The organism is Nocardia beijingensis NBRC 16342 (assembly GCF_001612785.1).
Classification (GTDB): Bacteria; Actinomycetota; Actinomycetes; order Mycobacteriales; family Mycobacteriaceae; genus Nocardia; species Nocardia beijingensis.
Genome location: NZ_BDBC01000031.1, coordinates 96,476 through 115,588 on the forward strand (window position 1 = coordinate 96,476; position 19,113 = coordinate 115,588).

Consider the following 19,113-nt stretch of genomic DNA (forward strand, 5'->3'; position numbering starts at 1 on the left):
CGCGGCTCGAGCGGCGTGCGCTGTCCCGGTGATCCGCCGCCCGCGCGACGGGAAACTCGGACGCGGATGGGTGGAAACCTTGGTTGCGTCTGTGGTGTGGTCGTGGATGATCGGGCCAGCGGGGGAAAACGAGGAGATCGTGCGGTGACGGTCATGGTTGCTGAGAGCGACGCGCGTCCTGCGCGGGCGCCGCGCTGGGCGCCCGCGGCCGCGGCCGGGCTCGCCGCGCTGGGCGTGACGTGCTGGACCATGGCCGTGTCCTGGGCGGTGTGGACGCCGCTCTGGTGGCAGGAAATACCGCCACGGAGCGCGGGATTGGTGGTTATCGCGGCCGGCGTGGTCGCCTGGGTCCGATTGCCCTCACCGCGCATCGGATGGTTGATGGTGCTCGGCGCCGCCGTGTACTACCTCCAGTACCTCAGGGCTGCCGACGGTGTGCTGTTCGCGATCGGCTTCTGCCTCGCCTACAGCTGGATGGGTATCGCGGCGCACGTCCTCTTGGCCTGGCCCACCGGTCGATTGAGCAGCAGGTTCGACCAGGGTTTCGTAATCGCTTCGCACCTCATCGCGACGGGCACCCAGGTCGTGCGGTACGTCGTCGATCACCCTGAACCGCCGTGGGCGATCGGTATCCACCGCCCGGTCACCTTCTGGGGGGCGACCGGCAGCGTCCTCGGCGTCGTCATGGGCGTCGCGGCCGTCGCCATCGTGGTACGGCGCTGGGCGGTGGCAGCACCGGTGCGCCGCAGGCCCGCCGGCCCGGTCTGGATCGGCATCGGCGCGACCGCGGCGATCAAGATCGCGGAAGCGGTGGTTACCGTGATACCCGCGCCCGTCCAAGCCAAAGCCGTGCTCGCGTCGTTGTTCACCGTCGCGGTCATCGTCCTGATCCCGCTGCTGTATCTGGTCCGCTGGCTGGTGCGCAAACTCGCCCACCAAGGCGTGGTCGATCTGCTCAACGACATCGAACGCGACCTGGCCTCGATCTCCGATCCCGGGGCACTGCAGGCCGCGCTGCGACGCTCCCTCGGTGATCCCACGCTGACCATCGCCTACGTCCTGGGCGACGGCCGGTACGTGGACATCCACGGCCAGCCGGTGACCGTGACCGGCCACACCCCGGCCCGCTCGGCGACCGTGGTCCGGCGCCGCGGCGACCCCATCGCGGTGATCGAGCACGACGCCGCGCTCGACGGTCAGGCGGAGGCGACCGACGCGGCCATCACGGCCGTCGCCCTGGCCATCGACAACGCGCGCCTCTACGCCACCCAGCAGGCGCAGCTGGAACAGCTCCGCCTCTCCCGTCTGCGGTTGGCGCAGACGGCTTTCGACGAACGCAGGCGAATCCAACGGGATCTGCACGACGGCTCCCAGCAGCGCTTCTTCCGCATCCTCATGCTGCTCGACAGCGCCCACCGCGCGCTGGCCTCGGGCGAGGAGCCGGAACCGGAGAAGGCGCGGCGCGCGGTCTCGGCCGCCCACGCCGAGCTCACCGACACCATCCGCGCCTTGCGTGACCTCACCCAGGGCATCTATCCCGCCGTCCTGAACGCACACGGCCTCGGCGCCGCGATCGAGAATCTGGCCGATCGCGCCCCGCTGCCGGTCACCTTCCAACTGACCGCGCGACGGTGGCCGAAACACGTGGAGATCACCGCCTATTTCGTGATCAGCGAAGCGCTCGCCAACGTCTACAAGCACTCCGGTGCGACCACCGCGCACGTGCGAGCGCACCCGGACGACCGGCATCTCGTCATCGAAATCACCGACGACGGCCACGGCGGCGCCCGCCCGGGCGACGGCTTGACCGGGTTACGCCATCGCGTCGAGGGCGTCGGCGGCGAGCTGGGCATCATCAGCGAGGCCGGTCACGGAACGACATTGCGCGCTCGGCTTCCCGAGGCGCCCGAGACGGGAGCGACGTCATGAAAATCGTCATCGTCGAAGATCGCGGCCTCTTCCTGGATCTGCTCACCGACGCCTTGCGCGGTCGCGGCATCGACGTGCTCGCCCAGGCATCGACCCGGCCGGAAGCGCTGCCGCTGATCGACGAGCACGCACCCGATCTCGCCCTGCTCGACATCCGGCTGACCGCCTTCCAAGACACCGACGGTCTGGATATCGCCGAACTCGTGCGGGCGAATTATCCTGACGTCGGTCTGTTGCTGCTCTCGGACTACTTGGAGGCCGCGTACGCCGAGCGTCTGCTCAGCATCGAGGAGATCCCGCGTGCCGTCGGCTATCTCGGCAAGGAACGACTCGGCAATTTGGACGAGCTCATCGACGCGTTCACCCGAATCGTCCGCGGTGAGGTGGTCATCGACCCGTACATCATCAGCAAACTGATGTCGCGCCACCGGGTGACCGATCCGCTGGACAAGCTGACACCGCACGAGCGGCGCATTCTCGCTCTGGTCGCCGAGGGCCGCTCCAACCGCGGCATCGCGCAGACGCTGCGCACCAAGATCAGTACTGTGGAGAAGCAATTGTCCGCGATCACCAGCAAACTGGCGCTGCCGGAGACCACCGGACTGAACCGGCGCGGCTCGCTCTACAACCAGCGCGTCCTGGCCGCCCTCACCTTCCTGCGCAGCACGAATTCGACGCCGGACTGAGGCGTCTCCGGCGGCCAGGTGATGGGCCGTTCTGGTGTAGCGCTGCCGGATCACCTCGGCCCGGGCCGAATCGGCCACCTCCGGCGTGACCGGCTTCGGTCGATAATCGGCGTATCTTCTTGCGGAACGGAGCGTTTCCGGCGTGCGATCGCAGTTCCGGCGTGGGGTCGACGGGGGGGGCTTGGTGGGGCGGGCAACCCCGGCCGTGGGTCGTCGGCGGTTGTCGGATGGACAGATTGCCCCAGTGGATGCCCGACAGCGCCGACACACGAGGCCGGCCGGGTGACTTCCACAAGACGTTCTCCGCCGTATCGTCTGTCTGTTCTTCGACTGCTTGCGGTTTCACACTGACGAACGGGAGAAGTTGGATGCGTATCATCATCGGCACGCTCGGTGCCCTCACAGCCGCGGCCGGTCTGATCACCGCCGCCCCGGCCGCCCATGCGGGCACCAACCACAGAGTCACCCCCACCGCCATCACTCGCATCGGCGACGGTCAGGCGAGGGTCACTGTCGACTATCAATGTCCCCCCAACTGGACGACCGATCCGCAGCGCCCCTACGTCGACGGCATCCAAGCCTTCGCGCTGGCGAACGCCCCCAGCAATCTCAGGGTGGAAGGGGCCAACCAGATGAAGCTGACATGCGACCGTTCCCCCCACACGACGACGGTCACCATCTCCGCTACCAGGGGCCAACTCACCCCCGCAGCCGCAGGAACCTTGATGACTGTCACCGCCGCCTTCTATCGAGTCGGACCCCGTGGCGGCGTGATTCCGGGGGACACGGTCCACGGCATGAAACTGACCTGACCCGAGCCGGCCGCCGCCCCTCGCGCACGACAGCCCCGCGGATCTGCTCTGGAAGGCCGGGTCTACAGGATCACCGGCCTCCCAGGCTAGTTCGGCTCAGACAGCGCCATCCAGGGTGTCCTGCGGAGCGCCGTACTGCACCGACTCTCGCGGGCTGCGATCGTTCGCGCCGTTGCATTGCGCTGTGACGCGGCAGGAGGCATCCGAGGAAGGCGTCGATGAAGAACAGCCTGTTCGCGTGGCTCCGCCCTGGCCCGTCATGCCGAAGATGTGGTCCTTGCATCCAGTGTTCATCGATCGATACAGCTGGTCGGAGGCCCAATAGTCGGCGCTGGTGGCGCCTTGCGCCAGAGTGGACACCGACCGCATGATTCCGCCGGATCATGCGCTACAGCCCGAGCTGCTCGCCAATGAAACCGGGGCGCGGACCTGGACCGGCCGCCCTCCACTCAGGCCGTCCGTGGCCCCGCAGCGGCCGTCCGCCCTGTATGTCCGATCAGTCGCGTTTCGCCTCGTAGCGCAGCAGGACCGTGCCGCCCGGGAAGGTGCGGTTCTCCAACAGTCGCAGCGAGATCCATGACGGCAGTGTCGGGAAGAACGGGGTGCCGCCGCCCACCGCGGTGGGCGTGACCACGAGCCGGTACTCGTCCACCAGTCCGGCTTGCACGATCGGGGCGGCCAGCGTTGCGCCGGCTACCTCCAACGTGCCGTCGGTTTCTGCTTTCAGTTTGGTCACCACCTCGACCGGGTCGCCGCGTTCCAGGCGGGAGTTCCAGTCGACCGACTCCAAGGTGCGGGAGAACACGACCTTGGGCATGTCGCGCCAGATGCGGGCGAAGTCGACGATCAGCGGGGTGGCGTCCGGGGCCTTGTCGGCGGTCGGCCAGTACGCGGACATGAGTTCGTAGAGCCGCCGCCCGTAGAACGACAGGGCGGTTTCCCGCTCGAAGTCGTTCCAGTACTGGTGGAGCTCTTCGCTCGGATCGGACCAGTCGATGTTGCCCTGCGCGTCGGCGATGTAGCCGTCCACCGACACGTTGAAGCCATAGATGAGTCTGCCCATGCAGATCAGACTGCACCGAAGGGCAAAACTCATCGCCACGCCACCACGAGAATTGTTGATTTCTTGTACGCCTCGCCCACCGCACCCCCTTCCTCACCCTCATCGAGGTCCACCGCCCCGGCGACCCATCACGCTCCGTTCCCCTCGGCCGCACCCGCGCCGCCGAACACGCCGATCAACCGTCCATCAGTGCCGATCGATGATGCAGCAAGGCTGTGACCAGCGATAGAATCATGAACAGGTCGGGGAACCGCAGAAATCTCGATCTCGGAAGGAGATGAGATCGATGGGCCCCTTCGGCCTCGATCTCGGCGTCGACCTCCACATGGTCCTCAGATGGCTCGCCATCACGTTCGGAATCGGATACGGCCTCAGCTGACCGATGAGCCGGACGCCGCGGCCGCGCTACTCCTCACTTGCGCCGGCCGAGCGTCGTCGGACACCACCAGCCCCTCCCCGACCGTGCCCGCCACTGGACGCAACCCCGCGAGCTACGAACGAAGGTGTGGCGCATTTCGGCGTTTCACCCGCGAGGCACTTGGTCGAACCCGAATCCGGGTCTGGCGGTGATGACCCACTCGGCCCAAGTAGACGCGCAGGTTGAGAGTCCCAGGAGCCCGCGGCCGTGTCGGACTCGCGCCGCCGCTTCAAGGGTGCACATGTCCATAGCCGCGTCAGCGGCCGGACGAACTCAACAGTTCGCCATGCCGTCGGCTGACATTCGGAAAGTAAGGGAGCGCCGATTCTCGGTGATCGACTCCTGGCAACTATTCAGCAAATCATGGCATACTCACCCAGGGCGGCGAGAACCGGTGACCGAACCGATGAAGAACGATGGGAGCCCGGCGGGAGCGACGCGTCGTGCCGTCGCGTCATGCCGATCACCGACTCGGCGACGCCTGCGGCCCCGCTCCGAGATCCGAGCGCTCCGAGATTACTCAGCGACGGGTTGTCCGGCCGTGCAGAGCACATAGCGGTCGCTGAGATCTACGCCAAGCGTCGTGCGGCGCTGCAGGGACCGGAGAGGAGTGGACTTGAGTGATCTTTCCCGTCGTGACCTGCTCAGGGCGTCGACGGCCGCCGGCATGGGAGCGGTCGTCGTTTCGGGCCTGATAGCCGCGGACACTCCGGATATCGCGTATGCGAGCCCGGGATGCCCGCCCGCGACGCTGACCGGTTACATCGTTCGCCCCGGTGACGCGGCGTACACGGACGCACGCCTCGGCTGGGACCAGCTCTTTTCGCATTATCCGCTGGTCATCGTCTTCGCGCAGGACACACAGGACGTGGTGAACGCCCTCACGTGGGCGCGGCAGCACGACGTCGTGTTGCGGGTGCGCAGCGGCCGCCACGCCCTCGAAGGCTGGTCGAACGTCGACAACGGCATCGTGATCGACGTCAGCCGGCTCGAGTCGGTCCGGATCGACCCTGGCGCTCGAACCGCGACGGTCGGCGCCGGGCTGAACCAGTTGGAAGCGGTGACGTCGCTCGCGAAGCAGAACTTCGCGATCACGACCGGAAGCGAGGGCAGCGTAAGCGTGTGCGGCGCGACGCTCGGCGGTGGCCTCGGGCCGCTCAACCGATGGGCCGGCATGGCCTGCGACAGCCTGATGGCGGCCGAGGTCGTCGTCCCTTCGGGTCAGGACTGCGCCGAGGTGATCAACGCGGACTCGCAGCAGCACTCGGATCTGCTCTGGGCGCTTCGCGGCGCGGGAAACGGCAACTTCGGGATCGTCACACAACTCACCTACCAGGTGTATCCGCTCACGGGGCTCGCCAATGTGCAGGCGACATGGGATGGACTCGGGGATCTGGCTGGGGTCTTCGAGGCATGGCAGCGTACGGTGCCGTCCGCCGACAGCCGCCTGGGATCCGAGCTCGAGGTCCACAAGTCCCAGATCCTGCTGTCCGCGTGGCTTGTGGAAGGTGCGGCGGCGCAGGCCAGGGAGATGCTGGCTCCGATCCTGTCGGTCGGCACGCCCGAGGTCACGGTGCAGGTCGGTAATTGGGGCGATATTTTCGCAAAAGCCCAGATCCCGCTCGAGCAAGAGCCCGCGAACTGGAAATTCTTCTCGCAGTTCGTCAAAGAGCCGTTCCCAGCGAAGGCGATCGACATCATCGGCTCCTTCATGCGAAACGCACCCACAGAGGAGAGCAACTATTTCGTCGATGCCTTCGGCGGGGCGATCAAGAGCGAGCCGCGCGGCGGGACGGCGTTCGTGCATCGCGACGCTCTCTTCTACGGTGAGATCGGCGCGGCGTGGGGGACGCGTTCGACACAACCGGGCGTCAGCGACCCGCTGACCCCGCAGGCCCAGGCCTGGATCGCCGAGTTCAGCCAGGCGCTGCGGCCCTACACGGACGGCGCCTACGTCAACGTGCCGAACGCCGGAATGCAAGAGTGGGCGACCGCCTATTGGGGGCGACAGCACTTCGAGCAACTGCGCCGGATCAAGGCGAAGTACGACCCGTACAACGTCTTCCAGTACGAGCAGAGCATCCCGCCCGCGTAACACCGATCGATAGTCGGTCATGATTGTCGCCGCGGCCCCGCCACCTAGCTCACCGCTTCGCTGGCGGTCCTGCGCACGATCGACCCTGGCCGGCTGCCGGCTCTCGATACCACTACCGCGCGGGATCAGTCGGCCTGCACTCCACCGCCGCGATTGTCCTGTCCACCGTCACCGGCATCCGATTGGGGTCGGCCTGGTCTCGATCGGCCGGTCAAGACTTGCGCGGCAGGCAGTAGTGTCTTCATCGACCAAGACGCAGGAACGGCGCTCACCGACTGCCAGTGCTGAAATGCCAACGGTGCGAGGCTTTCCGAGAGCCAGGGATACCGGCTACGGTTACCGCCGCCGACCAGCCTACGGGAGTACGAACGTGGTCACCGACACTACGCGCCTACCGGCAATCGACGTCATGATTCCGGTAGCGGCCAAGGACCTGTCCAGCCTCGACGCCTGCATCACCGGGCTGAGGGCGCACTGCCGTAATCAGATCCGGTCGGTGCATATAGTCGGATCCGCGCCATTGCGCGAACAAGTGCGGACCGAGCACGTGGTGCAGTGGATCGATGAGGAAGCGATCTCGCCGACACCGGCCGCCATCGAGGCGGCCCTGCGCAGAGTCGGCGGCCGTCACCATAATTCCTCCTGGTATTTCCAGCAGCTGGTCAAATTGAACTGTTTCCACATCCTGCCGAGAACCGTCCGGCACCTCCTGGTGCTCGACGCGGACTATGCGATCGTCGACGATGTCGTGTTCGTCGAGAGCGACGGCAGATCCTGTCTGGCATTCGGTTACCCGCTGCGATGGCGCCTCGGCACCCGCAGGCACGCGATGCCTGACCGCCACTCCGCCATCGCCGCCGCGACCCGGCTACTCGCCGAGTGGCGGGCGGTCGATCCGTACAGCGGGATGCAGCATCACATGGTGTTCGACAGGGAGATACTCGCGGACCTGATCCGGCGAGTCGAAGATCAGCACGAGCGACCGTTCTGGGAGGCATTCCTGGCGACGATAGAACACACGAAATGGACCGGCGCCTCGGAGTATGTGCTCTACCGCCGCTTCGCGGCAAGGTTCTTCGCTGCCCAGATCCGGTCACGGCACCTCGACGCCATCGACATCATCCAGTCCGCCGAAAATGCCTCGTGGACACTGGCCGAAGCTGTCGCAGGCATCAGCCGGGCGGGAGTGAAGGCAGTCGGCTGCCACAGTTTTCTCAACTACGCCAACCGAATCGCCACCATGGACTACATCCCCGACCAGCTACGCAGCAAGCTGCAAGCGACCCAGGGGCCGCTGATGCTCGGCCTCAACCAAGGCGCTCTCCATATCGCCCCCGCAGCCCGATCGAAAGAACAGCTATGATCAGGGCCGACTCGACGACGTGGCGGGGGCCCGTTCAGGGCCGGAGGGGCTACAGACATGACTGGCGCTGCGCACGAATCGGATGATCATAGGCGGGCGGCTGACGCCGATTCTCTTGCGCGGCCATTTTCGACAGATGGCCGGCCGGTCCCGGATTCGGACGTCTACTCTCGCATGTCGGCTCCACCCTCCGGTCACCCGATTACCGGGCACCAGCACGCCGGTGGGGGGCACTGGCCGCCGCAACAACCTCTGCCGACGGCGGCTCCCACGCAGCGGGTCGGCCGAAGCAAGCCGGTATTGATTGTTGCCGGTTTAGTCGGGCTAGGAGTGATTGTGCTGGTGTTGGGGGTGGTGATCGGTTTCACGATGCGGGCTCAGGACAGCGATACGGCCTCGGCCATCGTGCCGCCGGGACCGGTGACCTATTCGATGAGGGCGGTCACCAATGCGTGCGACCTTGTCGATCTCACTCCATTGACCAGGTGGGCGTCGGCGCCGCACCTCGATCCGACACATGAGGAAACTCCGTCATCCGGCGACTTCGGCACCCTGAGTTGTAATCTGCACTACGGCAATTCGACCGGCGACACCTTTCCCATGAACACCGCGACGGTCAGAGTCCGGGCCGACGTCATGAATGGTTCGGCTTCGCGAACGTACGACCATTGGAAACGCAGCGCCGCCGACCTCGCCGATGACGGATCCGTGGTGACGTCCGGGGAGTTCACCGGAATCGGCACCCAAGGCTACTGGCAGTTCGAAGACGACAACTTCGGCGGCATCGTGGACGCCAGATACGTGATGTGCGTATGGGACGGCGGTGTCGCGGTGCGGGTGGAGATCGACCTCTCACGCGAAAAGGAAGCACCGGTGGTCGGCCGGGACGAACTCGATTCGGTCGCCAGATCCCAAACGCGCAAGGTGCTGGCCGGACTGCGCCAGAACTAGCGACCATCGACTCGAACGGGCCGATGCGGATGGTCGGTGGCTACTCGGACACCGGCGCAGTACGATCGGCGCGAAACGGAGGGGTCGACGGTGATCACGTCGAGGAATCGAAGGGCTGCGAGAGATGACGGACCCGCGGCACACACCCAGCCCACCCGTCCCGGGCGACTCCGATCCCGCTCTACGGCAAGCACCTTCGTCGACCGGCGACTGGACACGGCCGGTCACAGGGTACGGCCAACCTGGTCAGGAGTATCAGCCGTGGGCACAGCAGGGTGCGTCCTCCTCTGCCGGTTACCGTAAGCGGGGTCTGCTCGCAGCCGGTGTCGTCGCGTTGGTGGCGATGCTGGGCGCCGGTGTGGTGATCGGCATCGTCATCGCCGACGGCGCCGGTGGCAGTGGGTCCGTCCCTGTCGAAGCGTCCGCCAGCGCAGCGGCGACATCGTCTACCGCCACGGCCACCCCACGTCCGGAACCGGCGCCGGGGATCTATTCGATGAGCAGGATCGCCAACGCGTGCGATCTGATCGATCCCGCCCCGTTGCTCCAGTGGTCGTCCACACCGGACCAGCCGCCCTCCCACCACGAAACTCCGCCGAGCGTCTACACCCCCGGCCGTCTGTCATGCCAATTCAGCTACAAGAGCCTCGCGCGCGACGGCGTCCACTGGAATCAAGCGGCCGTCGACCTCAGCGTCGAGTTCACAGCGGCCGGAGCCGCTCCCGCCTATGACGATTGGAAACGCCAAGACACCACTCCGGGGCCGGGATCGAGTTCCGGCGAAATGACCGGCATAGGCGCCCAGGGTTATTGGCACACCGCGGTATCGGAATCCAGCTACACGACTGGAATGGACTACCTCGTCGGCGTGCAGGACAGCAACGTCTCGGTGCGAGTGCGCATCCCCATCCTGCGCCAGCATGGCGAGCCCTCGGTGAACCTCGACGAGCTCGGCGCCGTCGCCAGGAATCAAGCCCAGCAGGCCCTGGACGGACTGAGGAAGAAGTAACCCCTGCCGAGCACAGGTCAGCTCAGCGGGGGGAGCCAGGGAACTGCGTTGTGAGCAAAACTTTGCTTGACCGGCACCAGTCCGGCGTGATCATCCAGCGCCATGATCGTGACTCCGACCAAACCGGCCTCATTGCGTGGTCTCGGCGTCGAAAGCTTTCATTGTCAACGATGCCGAGCAGGCACAGCCACTCTGTCACACACGGCGGCGGGTCTTCGTTCACGGTGCGGAAACGCAAACCACGCCTGCGTCTGGGCGTGGTTCGCCGACCGAGCGAGCCGCACGGTTGCCCCGATTCACTCGAAAGGGGTGAATCGGTCGCGTTCGGATGTTCCTACAGTCGACTGTGTGGCTCTGGGTTGCTCGGCCAGGAGCCACATCACTGGACCGAGGCTCCGCTGCATCTGCGGCGGAGTCGATCTGCATGGCGCAATCGCTCATCTCATGGCACATCCGGCCAAGGAGGGTTCGACTATGACGACGTATGCACCGGTCACCATCCAGCAGGCACAGTTCCCGATCGTGGAATCGTTCACCCAGCAGACGGTGACCAACCCGCACTGGCAACTGCTGGGCAGCGCGCGGCTGCACGACGGCAGCCTGGAGCTGACGCCCAACGCCAATTCCCAGGCCGGGACGGCGTTCCTCGATCAGCCGTTCTCGTCCACGCTCGGGGTCACCATCGACTTCGACTACTCCTGCGAGGGAGCAGCAATGCTCGGCGACGGCTTCAGCGTCTACGTGATCGACGGCGCGCACACCACTCAGCCCGGCGGTATCGGCGCCGCACTCGGCTACTCGATGACGAAAACAGGGTCGGGGCAGATCGTCGCGCCCGGGGTCACTGCCGGGTTCGTCGGCGTCGGCTTCGACAACTATGGCAACTTCGCCACACCCTTGGCCGGTACCGGAGGCGGCGCGCAACGGCCCAACACCGTCGGGGTACGTGGAGCGGGCAGTCTGCGGGAGGGATTCGGCTGGCTAACCGGCGTTACGGTGCCGGGTGGATTCCGCGCGGACTGGGAGCGCGGCGCGCACATCCAGGTCTCCATCATCGGCGGTCGGCTGACCGTTCGGCACGCCGACAGGACCAACCCGAACGGCACCCTGCTGATCGACAATTTCGATCTCGGCGGCGCGAGCGGTCAGCCCCGCGTGCCCGAGACCTTCAAGTTGGGCTTCGCGGCCGGAACCGGCGCCGCGACCGCCTCTCACCGCATCAGGAACCTGAAGGTGACACTGCCCGCGGAAATGCCTCTGGAGATCAGCGGCCCGCAGACGGCACAGTCGGGACATCGGATCACCTACACCATCGGCGTGCAGAACCTCGGCCCCAACGACGCCCCCGACGCCGTGCTGGACGGCACTGTTCCGACAGAGCTGACCGACCTGGAACTGACCTGCCAGGCCGAGAACGGGGCCGTCTGCGGCACCGGATCGGTTCGCGACGGCTTGCACCTGCCGATCGACCTGCCCAAGGGCGGTAAGGCGGTCATCCAACTGACCGGCACGATCGACCCGCAGTTCGAGGGCCGCCTCACCTGCACCAGCCTCATCACCTCGCCCTCACGCGCCAATACCGCCGAACGGCACTCCGGCTCGGTCACCACCGACGTCGATCGGCCCCCCGTCACCGTCTCCCCCGCGATCGTCGGGCAGTGGCCCCAGACCTGGCCTGACGACGCGAAGGGATGGGTCATCAGCTATGACCTCACGCTGGCCGCCCACGAGCAGCGGGTGGTGTGGTGGGAGATCCGTTTCGACGTCCCGCCACGGACACGCATCAATCCCCAGCAGAGTCAGTGGTACCGCGTGATCGAGGACGGCACAGACGGATCGGTCGTGATCACCACGCCGGATGACACCCACACCATCGAGCCCGGCACGCCCCTGACCGTGGCCGTGCAACTGCTCTACCCCTCCCAGCACGAGGCCGGCGACGGCGTCCTGCGCAACCTCCAGGCTACCGAGGTGACCCGCCCATAGTCGGACCCGACGCAATACAGCAGCAGAACAGCGTCAGGATGGGGCGAGAACCACTTCATCCTGACGCTGTTCGCGCCGTTGTCGGGTGTAGTGCTGAGTCCCGGGCTCGCCCGGAAATACCTTCCGCCCGTCGGCTGAGGTGGCGTCCATGTCGACGTCCTACCGGATCCTGGATGAGCGTGGCCTGGTGTTCACCTCCACCAGCACGTCTTCACCCGCCCGGCCGGCACCGCACGGGATGTGCCGTGGCACAACGTCGATTCCCCGGACGGGCCTCGGATCCCGCATCCGAATTCGCTGTGCGCCGAACTGGCGGCGGCGTTGCGCGGCTGAGGTGTACGCAACCCGGGCACTTTCAGAGCGGGACCGGTCACGGAATGCCGAGACGCCGTTCGCTCCCCGAGAGGTCGCCGAAGACGGCACTCGTCAGTCGTGTGGATAGAGGGTGCGTTCCCAGATGGCGGCCAGGGTTTCCACTGCGATGTCGACGGTTTCGGGTGCGGCGTCGACGGCCTCGTCGAGTAGATGGTGCACATTCATCGTGACGAGTGCCCGAGCCGTGGCGGACGCGGGTAACCGGTCGTCGGCTTGGGCGATCGTCTCGGCGGCCGCCTCTTCGAGGGGGGCGAGGAACTCCCGCCACAGCTGCGCGGCTTCGGCATCGCGTTGGGAGGCGGCCGCCAAGGTGCGCAGCACCGCGCCGTCGCGCTGATACATGCGCGCCGCGGACTCCAGCGCTGCACGTGCCGCGGCTCGCGGATCCGGCGCTGTGCGCCACCGCGCGATCGCGGCATCGGTCTCGGCACGCAACGGTGCCAACAGCTCTCGCAGCAGCGCGACCCGGTCGGGGAAGTAGACGTAGAACGACTTCCGCGACAACGTCGTCCGGCTCATGATCGCGCTCACCGTCACCGTTTCGACGGCCTGCTCCCGTAACAACGCACTCGCTGCGGCCAGGATCTCCGACCGCGCCTCGTCCGCTGAACGCCTGCGCCGTTTACCCGCCACTATTGCCACTGTGGCAGTATAAGGCTACTGTTACTGCCGCACTGGCAACAAGGAGTTCGATGTCCACCGTCACCTCTCGAAAACTCTCGACATTCGCTGTCGCGCAATGGTATTGCCTGATCGTCGGCGCGTTCCTGCTCGTCCGATCCGTCACCACGCTGATCACAGGCGCGGAATTCACCCTGCCCGGATCGGGTTGGCGTGCTTGCCTGCAACTGGTGGTCGCGCTGACGTTGCTGGTAGGTCTACGACTGCGTCCACTGACGGTGGTGACCGCGGTCGGCGCCTTGTACGCGCTGGAGACGCTGCTGGGAATCCTCGGCGGCGGCGAAATCCTCGGCGTCATCCCCGTGGACATGCGCGACCGGATCGTGCACCCCACTCTGGCCGTGTCCGCCGCGCTCGTCGTCCTGATCACCCTGCGCGCCAGACGGGGTGAAGTCGATGCCTGAGATCCCCGAGCCCGTAGTGCGTGCGTTCAGCGAGGAGAGCGCCCGGTGGGAAGAGGCATTGGCCGCACTCACCGGGAGCGAGTTCTCCCGTCCGACTCCCTGTCCGCCGTGGACGGTGGCCGAACTGATCGCCCATGTCACCTCCGCGGTCGCCCGGGTGCCTGCCGGACTGGCCGTCGCGCCGCCCCCTCACGCCGATCTCGATGCGGCCGGCTACTACCATCCCGGCATCTTCGACGCGGCCGCCAACGCCGAACGAGTAGCGGCCGCGCAACGCGACGCAGCCGCCCACCCCGATCCGGTGACTCTGGTCGCCGCCTTCCAGCACCAGCGCCGCCTCGCTTCGCACGTCGTCGCCGGTCATCCACTCGACCGGCTCATCGTTACCCGCTGGGGTGACGGCATGATTCTGCGGGAGTTCCTGCTCACTCGCGTCGTGGAACTGGTTCTGCACGGCTTGGATCTGACCGCCGCCCTCGACACCCTGGCCTGGACCACACCGACTGCCGCGACCCTGGTCGCCGAATTCCTCGGCGTCACCGAGGCAGCCGACCGCCTCGGCTGGGACACCCCGACAGCTTTGGCAAAAGGCAGCGGCCGCACACCCCTCACCCGCGATGAGCACACCGAACTCGCCCGCACCGGCACTCACTGGCGCCGATTCAGCTGACACCTGCCCACCAGCAGGCATCAACCGCCATGCCCACTGAGTGCCGCGCCGATCGGTGTTGGCGGTCGAGCTGCTCTTCGCCTGCCCGAGAGCTGATCAGTACGCCCACGAGCCGTTCAAAAGCCCCCGCGCCGCGGTAACGATGTCTGTAGCAAGCTGAAAAGGCGTGGCGGTTTGGTTGGCTTCCCAGTCGCTGTAGCGGTCGGCGAGCTCTAGCAGCGGGCGCAGCGATTGCGGCCGGTCGAGTTGCATCCAAGCCTGGGTCGCGATCAGTTCGGCACCGATCACGGGTGACAGATGGCCGTGTGAGATCTGACCGAGCCACCATCGAACCAGCAGGCGCCGGACATCGCACTCATCGGTGGGAATCGTTGCCACGATGCCGAGTTCGTTCAACACCCTTTCGAACAGGTCTTCGGCTAGTTCGATCTCTGCTCGGGTGAGTCCACCAAGCAGAGGCAGGGACTCGCTGTCGATATCGAGAACCAGTGCGACGAGGGCGGCTTCGATGAGCTGTTCCGGTTCCACCCGGTGTCCGATGAGACGCTCCAGCGCCAGCATGCGCAGTCGTTCTACGGCTTGGTCGGGACTGACAGCGTAGGGATCAGACGGTGCGACGACCCTCAAGTCCGGTGGTCCGCCGCTGTCACCGAGCAGGTAGTTCCAGAAGGGAACTGTTGCGTGAGCCGAGTCGAGGTCGCTGGCCTGTCCCAGAAATTCGTGCCGAAAATAGTCGGAAAGGTCGAGGCCGTAGTAGATCGCGTCGGTCTGTACAATCGACAGCACCGGGTGACCCCATTGCCCCGCGACGCCGGGCAGGAACCGATGACCGAAAACAGGAACCAGCCGCGGCGCGTCCTCGAGCCCGCGGCGCGCGATCGCCAGACATCGGATCGGATCGGCGGGCTGGTCACCCCATGCTGGGTGCCAGAAACCGTTGTGTTCGACGTCGAAAAGCACACCTTCGGCGGGTTGAGCGAGCCACGCACGCAAGACTTCCGGGTCGTCGCGTCGCCAGTCCGGCCAGCCTCGCCACCCGGACTCACCAGGCTCGTCCACGGGAAGTCCGGCCGCTAGGAAGGCTCGGTGGTCCTCGGCGAATCGAAAGTTGTAGCGGGATTCGATGGTGTCGAATTCGCTGTCGGTCAGTCCCGGTGTGATCTCGGCCGGCAGCTGTCGCTGGAGCCGGCGGGCAGATTCGATCGAAAGCCTGTCACGCCGGTGCTCATCCACGGCCGCTCGAATACACCGCTACCCCGCTCCGCCCGAACGGGTTCGTTCCGATCCTCACGCGACCTCATTGTCCTCGCCCCCTTCATCGAAGGGCTCGCCAGGCGCGGGAAGGCCGCACCGCTATCGGTGGTTCCTCAGCGCCGGATTCCGTTCCTAGCGGGACGGCGGGTGGACCTGATCCGGCGGCCGCTCGGGCCGAGAACAACGCGGCCCGAGCGGTTCACCGGTCGATCACAGCGAAAGCATCACCCGGCGGCCGATCCGCGGATCCGCCAGCGGACGCAACGCGATCCGCATCAGCGCCACGGCGTTGTCGTCGCCCGCGATGCGGTTGACCCGCAGGCGCCCGCAGGCCAGGCACTGGTGGACCAGCAGCCATTCGCCATCATCCCGGACCGACATGCTCACCGCGGCCATCCGGCCGCGGCAGGACTCGGCCCGGTCGCCCGGCACACGCCGGTCGACGTGCTTGCTGGCCAGGCAGTGCGGACAGTGATTGCGGTGCGCGGTGCCCGGCGCGTGGACCGCCACCTCCCTGCGGCACTCGACGCAGCGGAACATGTCGCCGGATTCTCCTCCGCGCCCGTGCAAGACGTGCTTGGCGCGCTGCGGACGGCGCGCCTCGGGTTTCCGTCGTGGCATCACGTACCCCTACAGATCGCCGAACACTTCGAGCGGAAACGGCGGCTCGGCCAGCGGGCGCACGGCCATCCGCATCAGCATCAGCTGATTGTCGTCGCCACACACCGGGTGCAGCGCCAATTCGTGACAGCGGGTGCACCGGTGCACCACGGCCCATTCGCCCGTGCGCAGCACGGCGATCGAGAGCGGAACCATGCGGGCGCCGCAATCGGACGCGCCGCCCTCGACGTGGTCGTGAGTGTGTCGCGAACTCAGGCAGCTCGGGCAGTGGTTGCGCCGGCTGTGGTCCGGCGCGAGCGTCGCGACGACGAGCCCGCAACGGACGCAGGTGAAGGTATCGGTCCGCAGCGACGGGCTGGGACCGCGGTGAGACGAAGAGGTGTTACTGGACACCCGGATCACTCCTAACTGAGCGGTGTGCAATGCAGCAGGAGAAGACCGAGCGCGCCTCGACAAGCGCTTGCGGCGTCGGCTGGATCAGGCGTGGCCGGACGGGTCGTTCGGATCCACACGGGGAGGCGCGCTCGGCGCTCGCCGGGACATAAATCACTCCTTCACACGTCGGCAGACTCTCGCGCTGGCGAGGTCGCGCAACGCTACCGCCGCACGCCGCGAGGCAGCCACCGAATTTCGGTGGCTGCTCGTTCGCGACCATGCGTCCGCCCGCCGCACGGGTACCGGTGCCGCAGGCCCGCAATCGGGGCGGTCACCAGGACGGTGATCTCGGCCCAAGGAACAGCCCGCCGTTCACCTCCAGCGTCTGACCGGTGACCCAGCGTCCGTCGTCGGAGGCGAAGAAGGCCACCGCGTCGGCGATGTCCGAGCCGCGGCCGACGCGCTCGAGCGCGGTCATGCCCGCCACACCGGAGATCGCGCCGTCGTTGGTGTGCAGCCAGGAATTCATGTCGGTGTCGGTGATGCCGGGCGAGACCGTGTTCACCGTGATCCCGCGCGGCCCCAAGGTGTTGGCCAGTGACCGGCCGAGCACGTTGAGCGCGCCTTTGGTCATGCCGTACACGACCTCCGGCGTGGCGAACCAGGTGACGCCGGAGGAGATGTTGACGATGCGTCCGCCGTCGCGCAGCAACGGCAACGCCCGCTGGACGATGAACAACGGCGCCCGCACATTGACCGCGAACAACCGGTCGAAGTGCTCGGGCGTGGCCTGCTCGACCGTGGCGTCATAGGCGATGATCGCGGCGTTGTTGACCAGGATGTCCAACGGCCGGTCACCGAGACCCGCGGTGAGTTCGCCGAACAGTTGGTCGATGTCCCCCTCGACGCCCAGCTCGGCGCGCACCGGGAAAGCCCGGCCGCCCGAGCGCCGGATCGCCGACACCGTGGCTTCCGCGGCCTCGGTGTTGGTGCCGTAATGCACGGCGACTTCGGCGCCGTCGGCGGCCAAACGCTCGGCGATGGCCCGGCCTATTCCCCGTGAAGCGCCGGTCACCAGGGCGGTCTTTCCGTTCAAGTCGGTCATTGCGCACTCCCGCATCGTTGTAACGTAACGCTCCCTAACATCGCTGGCGAGCGCTACCGTATTCCCGTGGGATCGAAACGCCGCGCCGCCGCGGACACCAGGGAGCACATCCTCGCCGTCGCGCGAGAGCTGTTCTACCAGCACGGTATTCGCGCGACCGGCGTGGACCGCGTCGCGGCCGAGGCGAACGTCGCACCGCCCACCCTCTACCGGCTCTTCGGCTCCAAGGACGATCTGGTCGCCGCGTATCTCGAACGAGAAGACCACCGCTACCGGGAGTGGTTCCGCGCCGCGGCGGCCGGGAACGGGCCGCGCGAGCGCATCCTCGCCCTGTTCGACGCGCTGGCCGAACAAGTGCGTCCCGAATCGTGCCGCGGCTGTCCCTTCCTCATCGCCCTCGGAGAACTGCCCGACCACGACGCGCTCGGTCACCGACACGCTGTGACGATGAAGCACTGGGTGCGGGCCCAGTTCGGTGCGCTGACCGGCGAACTCGCGGCCACCACGCCGATAGGCGATCCGCAAGCACTCGCCGACCACCTCATGCTGATCATGGAAGGCGTCTACGCCACAACACAAGCGTTCGGCCCCACCGGCCCGGCCGCCCAGGCCCAGCTACTGGTCGAGACACTGCTTCCCCACGAGCAAGCCTCATCCCGTGACGCCGGTGGGCACCGCACGCCGGTCGGCGCGTGAACCACGCTGCTCCACGTGAGCAGGTCACCCCGGGATCACAGCGAGCGTCCGTCGGGAGACATCTGGGCCGCACCATGTCGGCCACGAGCATTCTCCGCGATCTTTTCCGGATCGATCGGGAAGCCATACGGGCGCTGAGCTGCCCAGGACAGTGAGACATCGCCTGGCAGGGCGCGGTCGTGCCGACATGCGTGCGCGGCGCGGGCTCCGGTTCCCGGTAGTCACCCGGTGAGGGAGAATACGAACGTGAGCGACGCAATCGTCTACACGTTCGAACTTCAGTTCGGCATACCAGCGGGCGTGGCGCCGGCGGGTGCAGTGGCATTCGTCGGCCGCTAGCCCGATGTCGGAGTGAAGGGCCGGGACGGGGATCCTTGCCAGGGTCCGGCGGGAAGAGGTTCGATGAGCTGGAACGGTTGCGCAGGAAGACGGCAGAAGGAATGAAGACTGTGGAGATTCCCGGAGCCGACGACGGCACCTCGAAAGTCACCCGACTACCACGTCGCCCCCGACGGGTGGCGGAAGAGGCCGGCGAGCGTCGTCAAAAGACTTGGCGCTCGGACCGTGGCTCCGTCTATGACCCTGCGCCCACCAAGCCCGTCCTGCGATCGGAACTGCAG

At 66.7% G+C, this 19,113-nt stretch carries 18 protein-coding genes; 11 read left to right on the forward strand and 7 right to left on the reverse strand.

Annotated features, from left to right (window positions below; all coding sequences use genetic code 11):
- The first annotated feature begins 153 nt into the window (after positions 1-153).
- The 3 genes from NB3_RS18850 to NB3_RS18860 all read left to right on the forward strand — a co-directional run bounded on the left by NB3_RS18850 (position 154) and on the right by NB3_RS18860 (position 3,427).
- On the forward strand, positions 154-1,929 hold the full coding sequence (locus tag NB3_RS18850; protein ID WP_169810707.1) for a sensor histidine kinase: 1,776 nt from the start codon (positions 154-156) through the stop codon (positions 1,927-1,929).
- Positions 1,926-2,615 carry a response regulator transcription factor gene (locus NB3_RS18855; RefSeq protein WP_067804876.1) on the forward strand — a complete coding sequence of 230 codons (690 nt, stop codon included), beginning with the start codon at positions 1,926-1,928 and terminating at the stop codon, positions 2,613-2,615. The genes NB3_RS18850 and NB3_RS18855 overlap by 4 nt, the downstream gene beginning before the upstream one ends.
- 368 nt (positions 2,616-2,983) lie before the next feature.
- On the forward strand, positions 2,984-3,427 hold the full coding sequence (locus NB3_RS18860) for a hypothetical protein (protein ID WP_067804879.1): 444 nt from the start codon (positions 2,984-2,986) through the stop codon (positions 3,425-3,427).
- Positions 3,428-3,523: 96 nt separating this feature from the next.
- Here the strand turns inward: NB3_RS18860 and NB3_RS35135 are convergent, their stop codons facing one another.
- Together NB3_RS35135 and NB3_RS18865 are read right to left on the reverse strand one after the other, a co-directional pair.
- On the reverse strand, positions 3,524-3,787 hold the full coding sequence (locus NB3_RS35135; protein WP_157111865.1) for a hypothetical protein: 264 nt from the start codon (positions 3,785-3,787) through the stop codon (positions 3,524-3,526).
- A 136-nt stretch (positions 3,788-3,923) separates the two neighbouring features.
- Positions 3,924-4,490: a dihydrofolate reductase family protein gene (locus tag NB3_RS18865; protein ID WP_067804881.1), complete on the reverse strand. Its 567-nt coding sequence runs from the start codon at positions 4,488-4,490 to the stop codon at positions 3,924-3,926.
- A gap of 1,181 nt (positions 4,491-5,671) precedes the next feature.
- Between NB3_RS18865 and NB3_RS18870 the strand changes: the two genes are divergently transcribed.
- From NB3_RS18870 to NB3_RS18890, 5 genes are all read left to right on the forward strand, one after another.
- Positions 5,672-7,003 carry an FAD-binding oxidoreductase gene (locus NB3_RS18870; RefSeq protein WP_244891971.1) on the forward strand — a complete coding sequence of 444 codons (1,332 nt, stop codon included), beginning with the start codon at positions 5,672-5,674 and terminating at the stop codon, positions 7,001-7,003.
- 19 nt (positions 7,004-7,022) lie between these two features.
- Positions 7,023-8,366: a DUF6492 family protein gene (locus NB3_RS18875; RefSeq protein WP_157111866.1), complete on the forward strand. Its 1,344-nt coding sequence runs from the start codon at positions 7,023-7,025 to the stop codon at positions 8,364-8,366.
- Between the two features lie 174 nt (positions 8,367-8,540).
- Entirely contained in the window at positions 8,541-9,317 is a 777-nt protein-coding gene (locus NB3_RS18880; RefSeq protein ID WP_157111867.1) for a hypothetical protein, read from the forward strand.
- 496 nt (positions 9,318-9,813) lie between these two features.
- Positions 9,814-10,326, forward strand: a complete 513-nt coding sequence (locus NB3_RS18885) for a hypothetical protein (RefSeq protein WP_157111868.1) — start codon at positions 9,814-9,816, stop codon at positions 10,324-10,326.
- Between the two features lie 474 nt (positions 10,327-10,800).
- The gene (locus tag NB3_RS18890; RefSeq protein WP_067804891.1) at positions 10,801-12,312 is read left to right on the forward strand and encodes a lectin-like domain-containing protein; all 1,512 of its coding nucleotides are present in this window, start codon (positions 10,801-10,803) and stop codon (positions 12,310-12,312) included.
- 426 nt (positions 12,313-12,738) lie between these two features.
- Here the strand turns inward: NB3_RS18890 and NB3_RS18895 are convergent, their stop codons facing one another.
- Positions 12,739-13,329 carry a TetR/AcrR family transcriptional regulator gene (locus NB3_RS18895; RefSeq protein WP_067804894.1) on the reverse strand — a complete coding sequence of 197 codons (591 nt, stop codon included), beginning with the start codon at positions 13,327-13,329 and terminating at the stop codon, positions 12,739-12,741.
- A 50-nt stretch (positions 13,330-13,379) separates the two neighbouring features.
- Between NB3_RS18895 and NB3_RS18900 the strand changes: the two genes are divergently transcribed.
- Both NB3_RS18900 and NB3_RS18905 read left to right on the forward strand, forming a co-directional pair.
- Positions 13,380-13,772: a hypothetical protein gene (locus tag NB3_RS18900; RefSeq protein WP_067804897.1), complete on the forward strand. Its 393-nt coding sequence runs from the start codon at positions 13,380-13,382 to the stop codon at positions 13,770-13,772.
- A complete protein-coding gene (locus tag NB3_RS18905; protein WP_067804901.1) occupies positions 13,765-14,442 on the forward strand; it encodes a maleylpyruvate isomerase N-terminal domain-containing protein in 678 nt (225 codons plus the stop codon). The genes NB3_RS18900 and NB3_RS18905 overlap by 8 nt, the downstream gene beginning before the upstream one ends.
- Before the next feature lie 96 nt (positions 14,443-14,538).
- Here the strand turns inward: NB3_RS18905 and NB3_RS18910 are convergent, their stop codons facing one another.
- From NB3_RS18910 to NB3_RS18925, 4 genes are all read right to left on the reverse strand, one after another.
- Entirely contained in the window at positions 14,539-15,675 is a 1,137-nt protein-coding gene (locus tag NB3_RS18910) for a hypothetical protein (protein ID WP_218020597.1), read from the reverse strand.
- A 231-nt stretch (positions 15,676-15,906) separates the two neighbouring features.
- Positions 15,907-16,317, reverse strand: a complete 411-nt coding sequence (locus NB3_RS18915; RefSeq protein ID WP_067804904.1) for an RNHCP domain-containing protein — start codon at positions 16,315-16,317, stop codon at positions 15,907-15,909.
- 9 nt (positions 16,318-16,326) lie between these two features.
- Entirely contained in the window at positions 16,327-16,719 is a 393-nt protein-coding gene (locus tag NB3_RS18920; protein ID WP_174553225.1) for an RNHCP domain-containing protein, read from the reverse strand.
- A 304-nt stretch (positions 16,720-17,023) separates the two neighbouring features.
- Complete coding sequence (locus NB3_RS18925; protein ID WP_067804908.1) at positions 17,024-17,797, reverse strand: SDR family NAD(P)-dependent oxidoreductase; 774 nt, start codon at positions 17,795-17,797, stop codon at positions 17,024-17,026.
- Positions 17,798-17,863: 66 nt separating this feature from the next.
- Between NB3_RS18925 and NB3_RS18930 the strand changes: the two genes are divergently transcribed.
- A complete protein-coding gene (locus tag NB3_RS18930; protein WP_067804911.1) occupies positions 17,864-18,493 on the forward strand; it encodes a TetR/AcrR family transcriptional regulator in 630 nt (209 codons plus the stop codon).
- Positions 18,494-19,113: the final 620 nt, after the last annotated feature.